This is a genomic window from Aeoliella fuhlenseeensis, assembly GCF_052161615.1.
GTDB lineage: Bacteria > Planctomycetota > Planctomycetia > Pirellulales > Lacipirellulaceae > Aeoliella.
Genome location: NZ_CP197417.1, coordinates 5656663 through 5672260 on the forward strand (window position 1 = coordinate 5656663; position 15598 = coordinate 5672260).

General features: G+C 57.8%; 17 protein-coding genes and 2 pseudogenes. 8 read left to right on the forward strand and 11 right to left on the reverse strand.

The window, feature by feature from the left end; all coding sequences use genetic code 11:
- Positions 1 to 128: 128 nt before the first annotated feature.
- From SH292x_RS22285 to SH292x_RS22295, 3 genes are all read right to left on the reverse strand, one after another.
- Positions 129 to 521 (reverse strand): hypothetical protein, encoded by a 393-nt coding sequence (locus tag SH292x_RS22285; protein WP_442483229.1) that lies wholly within the window; start codon positions 519 to 521, stop codon positions 129 to 131.
- Between the two features lie 66 nt (positions 522 to 587).
- The gene (locus SH292x_RS22290) at positions 588 to 1034 is read right to left on the reverse strand and encodes a hypothetical protein (RefSeq protein WP_442483230.1); all 447 of its coding nucleotides are present in this window, start codon (positions 1032 to 1034) and stop codon (positions 588 to 590) included.
- A 31-nt stretch (positions 1035 to 1065) separates the two neighbouring features.
- Positions 1066 to 1215 (reverse strand): hypothetical protein, encoded by a 150-nt coding sequence (locus tag SH292x_RS22295; RefSeq protein ID WP_442483231.1) that lies wholly within the window; start codon positions 1213 to 1215, stop codon positions 1066 to 1068.
- Positions 1216 to 1290: 75 nt separating this feature from the next.
- Here SH292x_RS22295 and SH292x_RS22300 point away from each other — a divergent pair.
- Both SH292x_RS22300 and SH292x_RS22305 read left to right on the forward strand, forming a co-directional pair.
- Positions 1291 to 2253 (forward strand): annotated as a pseudogene (locus tag SH292x_RS22300) (DEAD/DEAH box helicase family protein); the annotation flags it as partial.
- Positions 2254 to 2444: 191 nt separating this feature from the next.
- Positions 2445 to 3605, forward strand: coding sequence for a cytochrome P450 (locus SH292x_RS22305; protein ID WP_442483232.1), 1161 nt, complete (start codon positions 2445 to 2447; stop codon positions 3603 to 3605).
- 351 nt (positions 3606 to 3956) lie between these two features.
- Here SH292x_RS22305 and SH292x_RS22310 read toward each other — a convergent pair whose 3' ends face one another.
- The 4 genes and pseudogenes from SH292x_RS22310 to SH292x_RS22325 all read right to left on the reverse strand — a co-directional run.
- Positions 3957 to 4259 carry a hypothetical protein gene (locus SH292x_RS22310; RefSeq protein WP_442483233.1) on the reverse strand — a complete coding sequence of 101 codons (303 nt, stop codon included), beginning with the start codon at positions 4257 to 4259 and terminating at the stop codon, positions 3957 to 3959.
- A complete protein-coding gene (locus SH292x_RS22315) occupies positions 4256 to 4582 on the reverse strand; it encodes a 4Fe-4S dicluster domain-containing protein (protein ID WP_442483234.1) in 327 nt (108 codons plus the stop codon). Before SH292x_RS22315 ends, SH292x_RS22310 begins: the two co-directional genes overlap by 4 nt.
- Entirely contained in the window at positions 4579 to 4788 is a 210-nt protein-coding gene (locus tag SH292x_RS22320; protein ID WP_442485889.1) for a hypothetical protein, read from the reverse strand. Before SH292x_RS22320 ends, SH292x_RS22315 begins: the two co-directional genes overlap by 4 nt.
- 120 nt (positions 4789 to 4908) lie before the next feature.
- Positions 4909 to 5220, reverse strand: a pseudogene (locus SH292x_RS22325) (nitrate reductase cytochrome c-type subunit); the annotation flags it as partial.
- Between SH292x_RS22325 and SH292x_RS22330 the strand changes: the two are divergent.
- On the forward strand, positions 5206 to 5328 hold the full coding sequence (locus SH292x_RS22330) for a hypothetical protein (protein ID WP_442485890.1): 123 nt from the start codon (positions 5206 to 5208) through the stop codon (positions 5326 to 5328). The pseudogene SH292x_RS22325 and the gene SH292x_RS22330 sit on opposite strands and share 15 nt — an antisense overlap.
- 89 nt (positions 5329 to 5417) lie before the next feature.
- On the opposite strand, the gene SH292x_RS22335 is transcribed toward SH292x_RS22330, so the two are convergent.
- Positions 5418 to 7937: a molybdopterin-dependent oxidoreductase gene (locus tag SH292x_RS22335; protein WP_442483235.1), complete on the reverse strand. Its 2520-nt coding sequence runs from the start codon at positions 7935 to 7937 to the stop codon at positions 5418 to 5420.
- A complete protein-coding gene (locus SH292x_RS22340) occupies positions 7934 to 8203 on the reverse strand; it encodes a hypothetical protein (protein WP_442483236.1) in 270 nt (89 codons plus the stop codon). Before SH292x_RS22340 ends, SH292x_RS22335 begins: the two co-directional genes overlap by 4 nt.
- Positions 8204 to 8410: 207 nt before the next feature.
- Here SH292x_RS22340 and SH292x_RS22345 point away from each other — a divergent pair, with 207 nt between their 5' ends.
- Genes SH292x_RS22345 through SH292x_RS22365 form a run of 5 tightly spaced genes read left to right on the forward strand, consistent with a single transcriptional unit; the run spans position 8411 to position 12000 of the window.
- The gene (locus SH292x_RS22345; RefSeq protein ID WP_442483237.1) at positions 8411 to 9037 is read left to right on the forward strand and encodes a cytochrome c3 family protein; all 627 of its coding nucleotides are present in this window, start codon (positions 8411 to 8413) and stop codon (positions 9035 to 9037) included.
- Positions 9034 to 9972 (forward strand): 4Fe-4S dicluster domain-containing protein, encoded by a 939-nt coding sequence (locus SH292x_RS22350; protein WP_442483238.1) that lies wholly within the window; start codon positions 9034 to 9036, stop codon positions 9970 to 9972. The genes SH292x_RS22345 and SH292x_RS22350 overlap by 4 nt, the downstream gene beginning before the upstream one ends.
- 8 nt (positions 9973 to 9980) lie before the next feature.
- Positions 9981 to 10322: a cupin domain-containing protein gene (locus SH292x_RS22355; protein ID WP_442483239.1), complete on the forward strand. Its 342-nt coding sequence runs from the start codon at positions 9981 to 9983 to the stop codon at positions 10320 to 10322.
- A complete protein-coding gene (dsrP, locus tag SH292x_RS22360) occupies positions 10322 to 11575 on the forward strand; it encodes a sulfate reduction electron transfer complex DsrMKJOP subunit DsrP (protein WP_442483240.1) in 1254 nt (417 codons plus the stop codon). The genes SH292x_RS22355 and dsrP overlap by 1 nt, the downstream gene beginning before the upstream one ends.
- Positions 11572 to 12000 (forward strand): RrF2 family transcriptional regulator, encoded by a 429-nt coding sequence (locus tag SH292x_RS22365; RefSeq protein WP_442483241.1) that lies wholly within the window; start codon positions 11572 to 11574, stop codon positions 11998 to 12000. The genes dsrP and SH292x_RS22365 overlap by 4 nt, the downstream gene beginning before the upstream one ends.
- Positions 12001 to 12035: 35 nt before the next feature.
- On the opposite strand, the gene mobB is transcribed toward SH292x_RS22365, so the two are convergent.
- Both mobB and SH292x_RS22375 read right to left on the reverse strand, forming a co-directional pair.
- Entirely contained in the window at positions 12036 to 12530 is a 495-nt protein-coding gene (gene mobB, locus SH292x_RS22370; RefSeq protein WP_442483242.1) for a molybdopterin-guanine dinucleotide biosynthesis protein B, read from the reverse strand.
- A 970-nt stretch (positions 12531 to 13500) separates the two neighbouring features.
- Positions 13501 to 15594, reverse strand: a complete 2094-nt coding sequence (locus tag SH292x_RS22375) for a FecR family protein (RefSeq protein WP_442483243.1) — start codon at positions 15592 to 15594, stop codon at positions 13501 to 13503.
- Positions 15595 to 15598: the final 4 nt, after the last annotated feature.

Genomic DNA, 15598 nt, shown 5'->3' on the forward strand with positions numbered 1-15598 from the left:
TTGCATCGAATCGGCCGATGCGTCTGACAACTTGCGAGTGCGGCGTGCCATGTTCTGCTCCAGTATAACACTAGTATAACACTGTCGTTCCGCTTCTTGAGATCCGTAATAAATATGACCGGTTTTTGCTAAAAGGTCTTCAGAAGGACCACCTCCGGGTACACCCGATTGAAAATCATCTTTGCGCAACTGCGGCTGTAGCCATCCTGTCGCAACTGATCGCTAACAAGTTCCCAGGTTTCCTCGGTCGTGATCCCGGGATTGTCCGTAACGAACCTTCGCACAAGCTCTTCGATGATGGGCTTGGTCACCGACTGAGCGCTCGAGGCCGTCTTCGAAGTTTTTTGCCGCTTGGAAGCCTTCGCAGTCCCCGAACCCGAGAATCTTTCTACCACTGCCTCGGCGTCGGTCAGTTCGCTGCGGAGTTGTTTGACCCGCGCCGTTGCCAGTTCGATAATGCGCAACTCTAAGTCGTCGTGCTGCCGCAGACAGCTAGCTAAATCTTCCTGTGCCGTTTGCATGGCATATGGCCCTTCAAATGCGAGAGATAGATTTGGACAGTGTTGATGGTCGCGACGCGTAGCGGCCTACCAGTCGTGCTCCCAATTATCGTGGCCCCGATCTTGTGTCCTACCGAACTCGCCGTTCCAGTCGTTCCCGTTCAGTTCTTCTTCCAGGGTGCGCGTCTCCCGGTCTTGACCCTGCCACTTTTCATACTCTCGTTGGGCGAGTGCGTCCCACTCATTGCTGAGCGTCGTAAAACCGTTCTCAGGCTCTTCGCTTTGCTGCTGCTGGTAGCGGATCTGCCGCCTCGCCCGCTCGTCAAGCTCCGAGTGGACCTCGTATTCCAAGTACCCGCCAGGGGTGAAATCGAGGGTCAGGTGCTTCTCCGATGGCTTCGGGAAATCAGGTTCCTCGGTCGGCTCCCAACTGGCCGCGTCGAAGTCGTAAGCGATATCCGGGATCTCCATGGAATCCGCTTCGTCAAACTCGCGGCTTAGATCAGGAGCCGACTCAAAATCTCGATCGCTCATGGCGATGCTCCAAATGGTGAAGGAAAACGAACTACATCCGCACGCCGCCATAGGAATAGCGGCTCAAACCTTCGTCGTATTGCCCAGCGAGCGGAAGGCCGGGGAATACCACTCCTTCGCCGGTGACGATCTTCTTGTAGGCGGCCCGCGAGAGCCGCATCGGCACGACGCCGCCTCCCATGTTCCCCTGCTCGTCTTCTTCGCAAGACAACTTCCCAGAGCGAATATGCTTGGTGATCGTCGTGCGGCTCTTACCGGTGATGCGAAGACGCGGCGCGGCGAGAAGAAGCGTGTTGATTATCTTCTCCGCTACACGCGCGACTATGCCATTGCCGTCGTCGAAGCCAAGAGCAAGTACAAGCACGCCGGCGATGGTTTGGGTCAAGCCAAAGACTACGCCGAAGCCTTGGGTTTGCGTTTTGCCTATTCAACCAATGGCGATGGCATCATCGAATTCGATTTTGCAACGGGACAGGAATCTGCGCTCGCGGAGTTTCCCACCCCGGCACAGTTGTTCGAGCGGATCAAGCAAGCTGACCGTCTCGGCGACACTGAGGTAGAGAAGCTTCTCGAAGGGAGTTATATTCAGCCCGGCAAGGTGCCTCGCTACTACCAAGAGATTGCGATCAATCGCGTTGTGCAGGCCCTCGTGCAAGGGCGCGATCGCGTCCTGGTGACGATGGCGACAGGAACCGGCAAGACCGTTGTCGCCTTTCAGATTTGCTACAAGCTTTGGAACGCGAAGTGGAATCGCAGGGGTGACCCCAACCGTCGGCCTCGCATCCTCTACTTGGCGGATCGTAACATTCTGATCGACGATCCCAAGGATAAGACCTTCACGCCGTTTGGCGATGCTCGCCACAAAATCGAGAACGGCGAAGTCATCAAGAGTCGCGAAATGTACTTCGCGATCTATCAGTCGCTCGCCGAGGACGAAAGACGCCCAGGGCTTTATAAAGAGTACGCGCCTGACTTCTTCGATCTGATCATCATCGACGAATGCCACCGCGGGAGTGCAAGAGCGGAAAGCAGTTGGCGTGAAATCCTCGACTACTTCACCGGGGCGGCCAAGTTTGGCATGACGGCAACACCGCTTCGCGATGACAGCCGAGACACCTACAGCTATTTCGGCAATCCCATCTACACCTACAGCTTGCGGCAAGGGATCGAAGACGGCTTTCTTGCTCCGTACCGGGTTCATCGCGTGGTGACGTCAAGCACCTGCTAGGCTCGCAGTGTACACCCAGCATGAGCGCGCAGCGCTAACGACCACTATTTGATGCGCCGATCGGTCGAGATTCGTAGCTACTATTGCGAGCCCCGCTGTCCAGAAAGAATAACCAATGAAACGCTTGTGGTTGGCTCTAAGACTCCCCGAGCAGCGTGTTCCATCAATAAGAAAGGATCATCGTGGCAGGTAACGTGACACCACATTGGAATCCGAAAACGGACCTCTGCACTCCTAATCAGGTGCTCGCGCACGACGAGATGCGGCGTCGCTGTCCGGTGGCGTACAGCCAAGAACTGGGCTGGTCGATTTTTCGGCATGCGGATGTGAAGCGAGTGCTTGAGGATCATGAAAGCTTTAGCAATGCCGTGTCGGAGCACTTGTCGGTTCCCAATGGCATGGACCCGCCCGAACACACCATTTACCGACAGATGATCGAGGCATACTTTTCCTATGATCGGGTGCGTGCCTTTACGCCAACGTGCCGCACAATCTCCGACAGACTGGTCAGCGACGCCGTACGAGCAAGTGCAGGCGTCGAGGTGGTGTCGCAACTGGCAACACGTTTCGCCGGGCAGGTGCAATGCGCATTTCTGGGATGGCCAGAAGACTTGCACCATACTTTGATCGATTGGACACAGCGCAACACGATGGCCAACCGTGACGGGGACCGGGAGCAGCTATCACGGCTGGCGAATGAGTTCGAGGCGATCGTGGACAGTCAACTGGATCAACGAGCCGATGACTCCACGACGCATTCCACCGATGTGACGCGCATGCTAATGGGTGAACGGGTCTACGAGCGGCCACTTAGCCATGAAGAGATTTCCAGCATCCTTCGCAACTGGACCGTTGGCGAGATCGGTACTATATCGGCTTCGATCAGCATCCTGTTGCACCATCTAGCCCTTCATCCCGATCATCAACGATTCTTACGCGACAATCTCGCGAAGCTGCCCAGTGCGATCGACGAAATGCTGCGTGTTCACAATCCCCTGTTCTCCAATCGTCGCGTGACCCGATGCCCAGTGAACTTGGGAGGGCAAGACATTGGTGCTGGGGAACGAGTGACTCTTCACTGGATTTCCGCGAACCGCGATGAGGAAGTGTTTGAGGACGCTAGCGAGGTGCGTTTTGATCGAGATAGCGCAGAGAATTTGCTTTATGGTGCGGGGATTCACGTTTGTCCCGGAGCGCCGCTCGCTCGCATGGAATTGGAGGTCTTCATGGAATCGCTGTTGTCCCAGACTTCCAGTTGGTCCTTGCGGGAAGGGTCAACTCCTGTTTACGCCAACTATCCCGCCTGCGGATTCGACAATCTGCAAGTGTTGTTTGGATCGTGATGCGGCGGAGCCTTCAAAGTATCTGAGGACCGCTGCGGGCCTTCATTCCGCTAGGACGACGCTCACGAACAGTTCAATAGAGGCATCGGAGGTTTCCCGACAAAAGGTCGCGTACCCTTGCTGCTGCAAGGTATCGATCAGCGGAATTAGCCGAAACGCCACGCTAACCTCGAGGATACCATCTTTCGGTAGGGACTTTGCACCGCACAGCACTTTCGCCACCGGCGAAACGCCTGGGGCCAGAAGGGCATCGGCATCGATCCTTTCGACGATGCGACTTTCGCAAACCCAATCGCAGGGCTGCGGGTAAACAGTCGACGATGCGGGGGGCGCGATTGTCGAGTAGTTCGCTCATACGGTAGCTGCTTCTGAGAGGTTGATTCGGATGAGCCGCCAGCCGTTGTCCGAAGGCGCGATTGTGTCGCACCAACGTTGGCCGGCGTGGGTGTAACGAACCTGCGTGGCTCGGATGGATTGCTCCCGGAGTGCGGTATACGCTTCGGTGAGTGTCATCGAAGCGACGCCCACCTGCTCGCGTGCGTTCTGTTTTGGGATCACTTCGACATCCATGCCAAGAGCAGCGATATCGCGAAAGAGCTCGGTGAGCGTGGCGTTATCGATTGTCGCCTGGTACAAGTCGGGAAAGTGGCTCATGGATTTGGGGCCTTGGGTGTAGCGATCATCAGCACCGCGTTCTGGGGGGCTGGGCAAACGTCGTGGCAGACACCGCAGCCGGTGCAAACCGATGCCACGACCTGGGGGATCCCCTCATGTACATCAATCGCCCCTTCGACTGGACACCGTTCCACGCATGTCGAACAAAAAAGGCTCCGGTACGCGAGGCAGTGACGGCCTTGGATAACAGCGACTCGTTGACCTGCCAGCTGGGAAACCGGTTCAGGGGACATCGTCGGGGGTGGGTTCCACACGCCGGCGAGCCACTGCCGACGACTGATTGTGTTCGCAATGGCGCTCATTGAAGGAAAGTCCCCGCAATAGTGCCGGTCGGCTTCTCTTTCTGTTGTTCTTCTTTCTCTCGAAGCATTGGCGGCGCCTCGAGCGGCAACCAGTCGAATCCGCGACTGGGGGCGTGGCACTGCGTGCAGTTCACACGCCACGGGTGGCTCGAACGTAGGCCTTCTTTGCCCAGTTCGCCGTGACAGGTCGTGCAGTCGGACCGCATCCACAACGCGTGCGGAATGGTTGGCGGGGCCCCCGGGCCGGCTCTCTCACCCCGCCCCGGCTCGGAAAGACCAACAAATGTTGAGGGGGGCGGGACGGAAGCCACAGCCCAACGAGCGTCCTGCATCCCTTCCACGTGGCACTGCGTGCAGTTTTGCAAAAAATGGTGGCTCATCTTCGGAGCGATCACTGCCCCTACCTTCAACCCCTCGCCATGACACGCCATGCACGCCTGCGCGTTGCGCTCGTCGATCGCATGAGGAACAACTGGAGGAGCGCCGGCAAAGGCACGTCGCTCGGTGCGCACCTCGATCGCGGCGGCTCGCATGGAGTCTGTAGCCGACATTTCGCCATAAAACCGAGTCGGGTCACTTCGGAATGCAGGGAGCGATTGCTTCCAATTGGCATTCGGCCCCCGATGGACCTCTGTCATTTGGAGGTAGTCAACGACTTCGGGTGGTTGGTTGACCAAACGGCTCGGCTGGTCAGTCGAGGCGCTACCTACGCGACGCTTATCGGGTCGCTCGCCAACGCCGATTAAGAACCCAGCCACCGAGACACCGATTGTCACCGCTAGGGCCATGTGTCCGAAACGACCTGCAGGTGTTGCAGTCTTTCCCGCTTGTTCGCTCACGGCTGCACCTCGTCACTTCCCGAGGCAGGTAGGTCGGCGATCTTCGTGACGCGGGCAGCGCTCTTCTTGTAGTCGGGCTGTTTGGAGTAGGGATCGACCGCGTCGAGTGTCAAATCGTTGATCGACGCGTTTTCGTCGAAGAACGGAACGAACACCGTACCCCGCGGCGGCTTGGCCCGCCCATTAAGCCACACCGGCAATCGCATCTTGCCGCGAATCGTGCGCAGCTCAACCTCTTCGCCGTTGCTGATCCCCATCTCGCGGGCGTCTTCGGCGTTCATCTCCAAATACGCTTTGGGCATGGCACCCGAGAGTTGCTTGACGCGGCGGGTCAACGTGCCGGTGTGCCAGTGCTCCAGCACACGCCCCGTCGTGAGCATGAATGGGTAAGAGGCACTGCAAGTCTCGGCTGGATCGTGGTGGGGACGAAACCAGATGAGTGCCCGGTCGTCATGCGTGACGGAGTGATAAAACTGAATTCCTTTACCCGGCTCCACGTAAACATCGGACCCTTCTACGAACCGCCAGCGGGTTTCTTTGAAGCCTCCGTTCCCAGTCTCGACCACCGGCCAGCGCATGCCGCGGTGAGACACGAGCTGGTCATACGGAGCGACGTTTTTGTGCTTGAGGAACGTGAACTCGCGGTATTCTTCGAAAAGTCGCTTGTCGACGTTGACTCGACCGTAGTAGTTGTTCCATTCCCAGATGGGGACTTCTTCACCGGCGTCGTCACGCATGGCGAAAATCCACTCGCCGTCGCGATCTTTGAGGCCCTCATGGCCGAACTCCAGCAGTCGGTGTGCAACCGCCAATATCTGCCAGCAATCGTCTCGTGCCTCGCCCGGTGGTTCGACCATTTTGAACCACTGCTGCGTGCGACGCTCGCTATTTCCGTAGACGCCATTCTTTTCGACCCACATCGCGGACGGCAGAACAAGATCAGCCAGCTCGGTCGTCGCGGTTGGATAGACTTCGGAGACGATTAGGAACTTGTCGGGCTGCCCGGCTTTCGCCTTGAAGAGTTTCTGCGTGTTGGGGAGCGACTGACCAGGGTTGGTAACCTGCACCCAGATGGTGTTAATCGCGCCCCCTTCGGCGGTCGGCTTGCAGAACTCTTCAAACATTTTTACGGTATGAAAGCCGATTTCCGGGTTCAACCGCCCCTCAGGGAGGTTCCAACGCTGCTCGGTGTCGGCGCGGTGGTCGGCATCCACCACTAGGCGACCTCCGGGGAGCGTGTGGCAGAGGGTCCCGACCTCCCGCACGGTGCCGCAGGCCGAGGGCTGGCCGGTGAGCGACTTAGGTCCGTCGCCCGGTTTGCCCCAGTGCCCGGAGAGCAGATGGATGCCGTGCACCAGATTATTGATCGCCGTACCCGCCGTGTGCTGGTTCATCCCCATGCACCACAGCGATACAATGCGCCGATTCTTGTCCGCGAATAGCTTAGCGAGCGTTACCAGCTGCTCGACCGGGACGCCCGACAGTTCGGCGGTCCGCTCGGGCGTGTAGTGCGACACTAGCCGCTTGTACTGGTCGAAGTCGATCGGCTCGCCAAACAGACCGGACGATCCCTTCTCCGCGATCATTGCGAGATAGTCTTCATGCGTGCAAGCGGAGTTAGGCGTCCTGTCTGCGCGGAAGTTGCAATGCTTCGACACGAAGTCTTCGTCGGTCGCGCCCCACTCGATCAAGAGGTGGGCGACGCAGTTGGCAATTGCCAGATCGCCGTGCGGTTTCATCAACAGGTGGTGGTCCGCGCGCTCCGTCGAGCGAGTCCAGCGCGTGCCGATATCGAACAGTTCGACCCGGTCGCCACGCACTCGGCGGTCGATGACGCGGCTGAAGAGCACCGGGTGCATTTCGGCCGGATTGTTTCCCCAGAGAATCAAAGCGTCGCAGACGTCGAGGTCGTCGTAGCAAGACGCCGGCTCGTCGACACCATAGGTACTCAAGAAGCCAGTCACCGCTGACGACATGCAGAGCCGTGCGTTCGCGTCGATCTGGTTGCTCGACAGGCCGGCTCGCATGAGCTTAGAACCGGCGTACCCCTCAGGGATTGTCGACTGGCCGGACAGATACATCCCGAATTTGGGGCCAGCCTCGAGGATCCGCTTGGCAACGATGTCGATTGCCTCGTCCCACTCAATCGGCTGTAGTTCGCCGTCAACTCTGAGCATCGGTTTTGTTAGCCGGTCAGCACCGTAGAGGATGCCACCGACATGGTAGCCTTTCACGCACAACAGGCCGCGGTTGACCTCGGCCTGCTGGTCGCCAGCAATCGCCACGACCTTGCCGTTTTGCACACCGACCTGCACGTGGCAACCGGTGCCGCAAAAGCGACACGGTGCCTTATCCCACGTGACGCCGGCAATCTCTGGCTTTTCGGGCAGCGGCGGTGCGTCGACGGCCGCCCCCGCGCGGCTCGCATACGAATGGGCGAGCCCGGTCGCTGCGGCCATGGCGGCCGCCTTCATGGCGGAGCGTCGGTCAATTTGGCTAAGTTTGGCGGTGCTCACGAGAATGCCTCCAGTGGCTGGGACACAGGTGGAATGGATTCGCCCAAGTAGATGAACGCGACGTCAACCGCCGTGACACCAGGAAGTTGGTGCAACCATTCCCAAACTTGTTTGTCGGTGGCCTTGTCGGGCGTCTCGACAACGAGTGGAACACGCACGCCAATGGGCTGTGCGGCTTCGACTGCCGGCTCGTTGGCGAGCATTTCGAGAATTAACCGCAGAGCCTCGGGTCTCTCGGCGGTTACTACCAATCCGCTGGTGGGCATTTCTCTGCTTCGTTTCGGGAATGGAGATTGGGTTGGCGATCGCTAAATCAACGCGCCTTACACGAGGATATCGGAGCCCAGAAGGAATATCAAGAATGAAAGGTAGTTTATTCTTGATATGCGGCGGCAAGTCCGATAGATTAGGGGGGACGAACGCCAACTGCCCCGTAGGAACCGCACGCAATGATCCACATACACCGAGGCGCCGTGTCTTGGTCCGTGATGCTCGTGGGAGCATTAGCGGCAGGGATTGCCTTTGTGGCCGCCGCGGTTTCGACTGCTCCCGATACGGACCGTCCTGTCGTTTCGGCCGACAGCAGTCAGGACACATTTACTAACCCGTACTCGGTTACCATCGTCGGGGCATGCCCGACTCCCGGAATCCCCACCGGCGAAGTCGACCGCCTCGGCAACCCAGTGCTCGCCAATTGCACCACTTGCCACGCGACTCGGCCTGCCAACGTCGCAACAAAAGACGGCGCCCAGCTCAAAGAGTTCCACCAAGGCCTCACCACTGCCCACGGCGGATTGGCATGTGTGGCCTGTCACAACCCAGGTGACTATTCGCAATTGCGGCTCGCCAGCGGCGATGCGCTCGAGTTTACCGACTCGTTGCGGCTTTGTGCTCAATGCCACGGTCCGCAGTTTCGCGACTACGAGAACGGGGCGCATGGCGGCATGACAGGGCACTGGGACCTGTCGGCCGGGCCGAGGGTCCGGAATCACTGTCTCGCCTGCCACGATGCCCACGCGCCGAAGTACCAGCAAGTCATGCCTGTCTTCGCCCCTCGCGATTTGTCAAGCGGCGGTTCCCCCACAACGGATCACCGATGAGCGACCCGAAAAAATTCAATCTGCCAGTCCTCGGCGAGGTCGATCGCCGCACAGCCCTGCAGGTGGCGGGAGCGACACTTGGCGCGGCGGCGTTCGCCAAGGCGATGGCACCGATCGTCGAGTGGGCTTCGCAAGAGACCTCCGCTGCGGAGTTTCTACAGAAGCATTTCAAGGAACTGGCACCCGGAGAGTTGAACACCGTGATGCGGCGACTCGAAGAGGAGACCCGCGCGGAATATGGTGCTGAAGTGACGATTACGGACCATCGCCCACAGAAAGGGGTGAAATTCGGCTACGCGCTTAATCTGTCGATCTGCATTGGCTGCCGCAAGTGCGCCGAGGCGTGTCATAAAGAGAACAACCACGACCGGGCCAGCGGTAACTCGTACATCCGTGTGCTGGAGATGGATAAGGGGAGCCTCGACCTAGAGAGCGGTAACGCCGACTACGACCACCCGGTTCCGCACCCCGACAAGTTCTACATGCCAGTGCAGTGCCAGCAGTGCGAACGCCCCCCCTGCGTTAACGTCTGCCCGGTCGAAGCGACTTGGAAGGAAGACGATGGCGTGGTGGTGGTAGATTACAATTGGTGCATCGGTTGTCGCTATTGCGAGGCGGCATGCCCCTACCACGCGCGGCGGTTCAATTGGTCCAAGCCCGAAGTGCCCTCCGACGAGGTCAATCCGAATCAGGGCTATTTGAGCAATCGCATTCGACCGCAAGGCGTGGTCGAGAAATGCACCTACTGCTTGCACCGCACTCGCGAGGGAAGACTTCCAGCGTGCCTCGAAGCGTGCCCAACCGGCGCGAGAGTCTTTGGCAACCTGCTCGATCCGAATTCGGAGATCTCATACGTACTGCGTACAAAGCGGGTGTTCGTCCTCAAGGAAGAGCTTGGGACGCGACCGCAGTTCTTCTACTTCTTTGACACTTAAGGCACACCATGGCTGCCAGCTTGTTCCCATCCGACCAAACATCCGTCGCCAATTTGTGCGATTTGATCGATCTATCGCCGGATGCGACCGTAACGAAGACGCTCTACGACTCGCCCACAGCGAGGCTTGTGCTGTTCGCAATGGATGCGGGGCAGCGGCTCACCGACCATAGCGCCGCCAAGACCGCGATGGTGCAAGTGCTCGATGGCGCGATCGAGTTTGAGGTCAATGGTGGCTCACACGCCTTGGGTCCAGCCGGGTGGGTTGCCATGCCACCAGGAGAGATGCATGCGGTGCTGGCCATTAAGCCGTCTCGATTCTTATTAACCTTGCTGAAGGGGATTGCATAATGGATGCCGCCCGACCCGCAAGTCATGCGGTCACCTACCCACGGTTTCTGTGGCGAGCCGCCAAGCTGGCGACCGACGGGCCATGGTTCTTTTACGCTTGGATGACGCTGCTGACAGCACTGTGCCTTGTGGGAGTCTATTCGTGGGCAACACAGGTCCGCGATGGAATGCAGGTCACGGGGATGAGCGATCACGTTTCGTGGGGCCTCTACATCGCCAACTTCACCTTTATGGTCGGCCTAGCGGCGGGTGGCGTGATGATGGTCATCCCCGCCTATCTCTATCACGACGACGAGATGCACGAAGTCGTCATCCTCGGCGAGCTCCTCGCAATTGCATCGATCGTAATGTGCCTCGGGTTTGTGATGGTCGACCTCGGACGCCCCGACCGCTTCTGGCACTTGATTCCCGGGATTGGCCGATTCAATTGGCCGATTTCAATGTTGACTTGGGATGTCATCGTGCTGAACGGCTACTTGCTACTCAACCTGCATATCACCGGCTACCTGCTTTACAAACAGTTCCGAGGAGAGCGCCCCGATAGGGTGTGGTACCTGCCATTTGTTTACCTTTCGATCGCTTGGGCCATCTCGATCCACACCGTCACCGCGTTCCTGTACTGCGGATTGGGCGGGCGGCCGTTCTGGAATACGGCGCTGCTGGCGCCTCGGTTCCTCGCCTCTGCGTTCGTATCTGGGCCGGCGTTCATCATTCTTGCGATGCTCATCGTGCGACGCGTCGGCGGCATCAGTATCTCCGACGCCCCCATACGCACGCTTACTGGCATCATGCGGGTGACGATCCTCATCAGCCTGCTGATGGTCGTCTCCGAGGTGTTCACCGAATTCTATACCGGCGGCAGCCATATCGCGTCGGCTCAGTACCTCTACTTCGGCCTGCACGGGCACAACGCACTAGTTCCTTGGGTCTGGGCTTCGATCGGCATGATGGTCACCTCGGCGGCGATGCTCCTCACGCCACGCGTGTACGACAGCAAGCCGATGCTGGTCGCAGCCTGTGTACTCGCGTTTGTCGCTGTCTGGATCGAAAAGGGCATGGGGCTTATCATTCCTGCATTCGTTCCATCAACGCTTCACGAGCTGGTCGAGTACTTTCCAAGCCTGACCGAATGGAAAGTCACTATCGGCGTTTGGGCGCTCGGTTTGATGGTGTTTACGGTCGCCCTTCGGGTGGCGATTCCGATCTTGACCAATCAAGAGTCGGTCACGCTAACCCACGGACGCAAGGCATGATTCGCTACGGCAAGACAACGCAGACCGCCATCGCGGCGATGAGCCGACTGGCCGAAGTCTACGCAGACGGTGTCCAACTCTCGTCCGGCGACATCGCTGCTGCGCGGGATTTGCCGCAAACGCTCGTCGCCAAACTGCTGACCATGTTGTCACAAGCGGGATTGGTCACGGGCTCTCGGGGCCCAGGTGGCGGTTATGCCCTCGCTCGCGCTCCCAAGGAGATCAGTTTATTGGACATTGCCAACGTCTTCGAACGGCAGGACGATAACGTTGTCTGTCCGTTCGGCCCGAACTGGTGCGGTTCGAATTCGCCGTGTCCTTTGCACAACGACTACGTCGCGATCGCAGACCGGTTCCGCAAGTGGCAGGAGCAGACGACACTGGCCGTGTTCAGCAAAGGGATCAAAAAGAGCAATGCCAAGTGAAAGGCGACAGTCTGGCAGCAGTGGCCGCACAGGCGCTAGCTAGCCCGAGCAAGGATCCAGTCAACAATCCCCGCGACGTTCGCGCGAGTCAGCGTGGTTATTTTGCATGGGTTCTCGTCGTCGGTTACCACCGCCAGGATGGATGCATCTGACTCTGCGAGCGGCCGGTCTCCGGCGGCTGCTCGCCATACCTCGATCTTCGGGGCAGTGGTTTGCGAATCGCCTTCGACCAATACGATGCCACACCCGGCGAATGTGGACGCAATAGCCGCGTACCGGTCGACGACTCCTGATTCGTCGTTCGTAGGTACGAACACAGCGCTAAGGCCGCGCGACAGCACGCCCACGACGCTGGCTCCTGCCTCACGATGGCGGTGAGAATCTTTACCCGGCACGTCAAGCTCGTGGCGGTGGTGTGTGTGCTTGACCGTACCAACGCGGATACCCCGGCGCACCAGCTCCCTCACAAGTTCGACAACTAACGTTGTCTTGCCGTGATTCTTGCGGCCGATGATGTGAATTCTATGCATAGACGTTCGAAACGCTGGGACCGTATGACACTCTCAATCTACCCCTCGTCGGCAGGCAAGACCAGCCGCAACGCTTTGTCGGTTGTGTCATGAAGTGCAAGGCAGGTTCTGACACTTACTCCGGACGTTCTTGCGACAGACGACCGCAGCGCGAGTCGCCTAAGCTAAACCACTTACCGAATCGACCATCTGGCACCACCGTGGAGACATAGTACGGACAGTTGACTTGCAGTACTTGAAAGCTCTACGCTTCCAACGATTTCGGAGAATGCTTGCGATGGTTTAGATTCCCGAAGTGCCAATTGGCGTAAATCGCTTCCAACTAGGGTCTGAATGCGATGTGTGCTGACAGAGCGGCAAAGAGGAAGCCCTCGACGCAAACTCTGCGGAGCAGAACGGCGAGATCGAAACCGGCGCTTAAGAAAGGTACCCACTAGAAGACGGGGGGTAACATTGCCAAGGCATTTGTGGTGAGCGCCTTGCGCTGCATTGAAGTCCATTGCCGCCAAGTCGCGACAAGAGTACTCAATTCGTCATCAACTTCAATCGGGATACCACATCCCGAAGGGCGATATTCCAAGTCTCTGTCCCACATGCCTTTCTTTAAGCCAACACCCAGTAACATAAACTGCATATCGGGGGCAAATCCCTAAGCGGCTGATGTTGTCTATTAGAAGGACAAGTTCCACTTCTTCAAACGCGTTAGTCCAAGGTTTGCAGACAGCGATGGAAGCCACTTTTAATGCGCCACCGTACAGCCGGGATGTATTCGGCTTCGAACCGCTCTGGGGTTTGTAGCCGAGTGACTGGTGAAGCCGCTGGCGATGGTGAGTGGGCAGAGAAGTTGACTCGGGCGCAGCGGGACTAATGTCAAGACACACGTTGAACGCTTCGCACTACAAAGCCGCATGCGCAGTCGTCATCGCCTGCGCGGGACTAAATGGCAAGAAGGGTGACGTGCCTCTGGTGGCTACTCACCGTGCACGTCGATTTCTGTAAAGAAGGTGCCTTGCCTCCCCAACCTTTCGACGACCCACAGCAAGTGACGGTACGTTCCCAAAGAGCCCTCTTTCCCCCGCACGACACTGGCATGAACTCCACCGTAGCCGAGATTACGGCTATCAACAACGCCGAGCAGCTTCCATCCCGCTTTTACCGCATCATCGCCGTTATAGAAAGTTGTCGAGGGCATCTGTGGTTCGTTTGAACCCCAAACACTAAAAAACTGGGGAGCGCGGGCGCTTCGGTGCCACGAGAAAGCGGCGATCTCCCTCACTTCGGTTGGCGACCTTAGATCGAGGTAGAATCGCCCTTCACGATCGTACCACGCATTTCTTTCAAGGTCGTCATCATTCCGTGACAGTAGTCCGTCGCTCAACTGTGGGAACGTCCCGTCAACGACCTTTGTCTTGACATGGGGCGAATACTCTCCTCCTCCAAGAGCAACTTTGAAAGCGCTGCTGAACTCTGGTGATCCACGGTCGGTGGATGATGGCGAAGCAACCGTAAGATCAGCAAACGATGGTACCCGCTCAACACTCACTTCTCCGACAGGATCGGGAAGTCCCCAAAGTTGCGCCGATAAACCTGGTCCCATTGGTAGCGGCTCTTGAGCCAGAGCAGATTGCAGCGGGACGGCTGCAACACCGTACATGTTGGCGTCGCCATGCCTCGGTACGGCACCTAATTGAACAACGCCAGGCTTAAGCACATCTTTGTAAAAAATCCCCGCTCGATTGTCGATGCTCTTTCCCGAACCCACATCAGTCGTCTGATTTCCAAGTCGCCTTTCCTCCGTCCATCCCTCATCGATACCGATATAGCTGCTGGTCTGAATGAACTCTTTGCGAATCCAGTCAGGCACCTCATTGCGCAGATCAAGCAGGATATACAATCGTGCTGGCGCAGTAAGTGTGATATTGACGTGGTAATCGCTCCGCATCCTGTCGTCGTTGAACGTCCTAAAGTAATCAGCTCCAATCAATTGATCTGGTATGGGGTCGCTGATACTTCGACCGTTCCACTGATGGTGACGGTCAACGTACGCCGAAGCATCCTCCCCGAAGCCGCGTGGGACAATTTCGTAATAGCGATAGAAGTCTTCGCGTTCTATGTTGTCCGTCACAGAGCTTATCAACGGCTCAAATTCTTCTCCCGTGTGGCTATCGCCAAGTTGCGACTGCTGCACCTGAACTACTCGCGAGAGAGTTCCATCGCTTGCTACACGTACCGCTTCGCCAGCGGAGAAACGTCTCGTTACTTTCTTGTTGTCCTGTGTTAGCTTGGACGACTGAGATTTAGTATTTAGATCGACCTTGCCATCGAACACGATCACGTCCGTATCGCCATCGTCCACTCGCACCGAGAAGGATGTTCCCTGGTCAACAACTTCGGCTACGTCCGATTCGACGGTGAAGCCCTCAGCTCCCTCTGGAACATCCACCTTAATCCCACCGTCCATGACGCGGACTCGGTCGACGGAAACCACTTGCATCATCACGGGCGATTCGAGGACGATGGCTGTGTTGTTGACAAGGCGTAACTCAAGCACGCCCTCTTTGGCCCAGACCATGTCGCCCTGCTGGATCTCCTTCTGATTCACTCCATCGGGACGACCGAGCGACCAATTGGCATGCGATACTAAAGGAGTAATCGTAGCAAGAATGGGCGACGGGGCGATGGGATTAGAGCCTCCGGTTGCCGCGAGATGCTGGTTCTTGCCGGACTCCAGCCATGCGTAACTGGCCCCGAAAAAAGCCAATAACAACGATGCGGCAACTGCCAGCCGCAAATAGTTCTGCATGCGGCTTGAGTTTACATTCGAGTGCTCCTCAACGAATGTTGCCAAGCTGGACCGCAAGTGGTGGGTCGCAGCATCTTCTCCGAAACCCTGCAACTCCGAATGCAGGATCATGAAACGCGAGTAGTCGGCGCGAGCCTCCGCCGAAGCGGCCAATATAGTGGACAACTCTTGCATGTCAGCCTCGTTAAGCGAGGAGCTGCACTGCTCGAGCGTGAGCTGACGCAATCGCTTTTGATTGAAGCAGTTTCCAGGATTCGGCATGACT

Excerpts from the sequence above, each read along its gene's own strand:
- SH292x_RS22285 (WP_442483229.1), bottom strand. The coding sequence starts at position 521 with ATGCAAACGGCACAGGAAGATTTAGCTAGCTGTCTGCGGCAGCACGAC.
- SH292x_RS22290 (WP_442483230.1), bottom strand. The coding sequence starts at position 1,034 with ATGAGCGATCGAGATTTTGAGTCGGCTCCTGATCTAAGCCGCGAGTTT.
- SH292x_RS22295 (WP_442483231.1), bottom strand. The coding sequence starts at position 1,215 with ATGGGAGGCGGCGTCGTGCCGATGCGGCTCTCGCGGGCCGCCTACAAG.
- SH292x_RS22310 (WP_442483233.1), bottom strand. The coding sequence starts at position 4,259 with ATGAGCCACTTTCCCGACTTGTACCAGGCGACAATCGATAACGCCACG.
- SH292x_RS22315 (WP_442483234.1), bottom strand. The coding sequence starts at position 4,582 with ATGAGCGCCATTGCGAACACAATCAGTCGTCGGCAGTGGCTCGCCGGC.
- SH292x_RS22320 (WP_442485889.1), bottom strand. The coding sequence starts at position 4,788 with ATGCGGTCCGACTGCACGACCTGTCACGGCGAACTGGGCAAAGAAGGC.
- SH292x_RS22330 (WP_442485890.1), top strand. The coding sequence starts at position 5,206 with ATGGACCTCTGTCATTTGGAGGTAGTCAACGACTTCGGGTGGTTGGTT.
- SH292x_RS22340 (WP_442483236.1), bottom strand. The coding sequence starts at position 8,203 with ATGCCCACCAGCGGATTGGTAGTAACCGCCGAGAGACCCGAGGCTCTG.
- SH292x_RS22350 (WP_442483238.1), top strand. The coding sequence starts at position 9,034 with ATGAGCGACCCGAAAAAATTCAATCTGCCAGTCCTCGGCGAGGTCGAT.
- SH292x_RS22355 (WP_442483239.1), top strand. The coding sequence starts at position 9,981 with ATGGCTGCCAGCTTGTTCCCATCCGACCAAACATCCGTCGCCAATTTG.
- dsrP (WP_442483240.1), top strand. The coding sequence starts at position 10,322 with ATGGATGCCGCCCGACCCGCAAGTCATGCGGTCACCTACCCACGGTTT.
- SH292x_RS22365 (WP_442483241.1), top strand. The coding sequence starts at position 11,572 with ATGATTCGCTACGGCAAGACAACGCAGACCGCCATCGCGGCGATGAGC.
- mobB (WP_442483242.1), bottom strand. The coding sequence starts at position 12,530 with ATGCATAGAATTCACATCATCGGCCGCAAGAATCACGGCAAGACAACG.
- SH292x_RS22375 (WP_442483243.1), bottom strand. The coding sequence starts at position 15,594 with ATGCCGAATCCTGGAAACTGCTTCAATCAAAAGCGATTGCGTCAGCTC.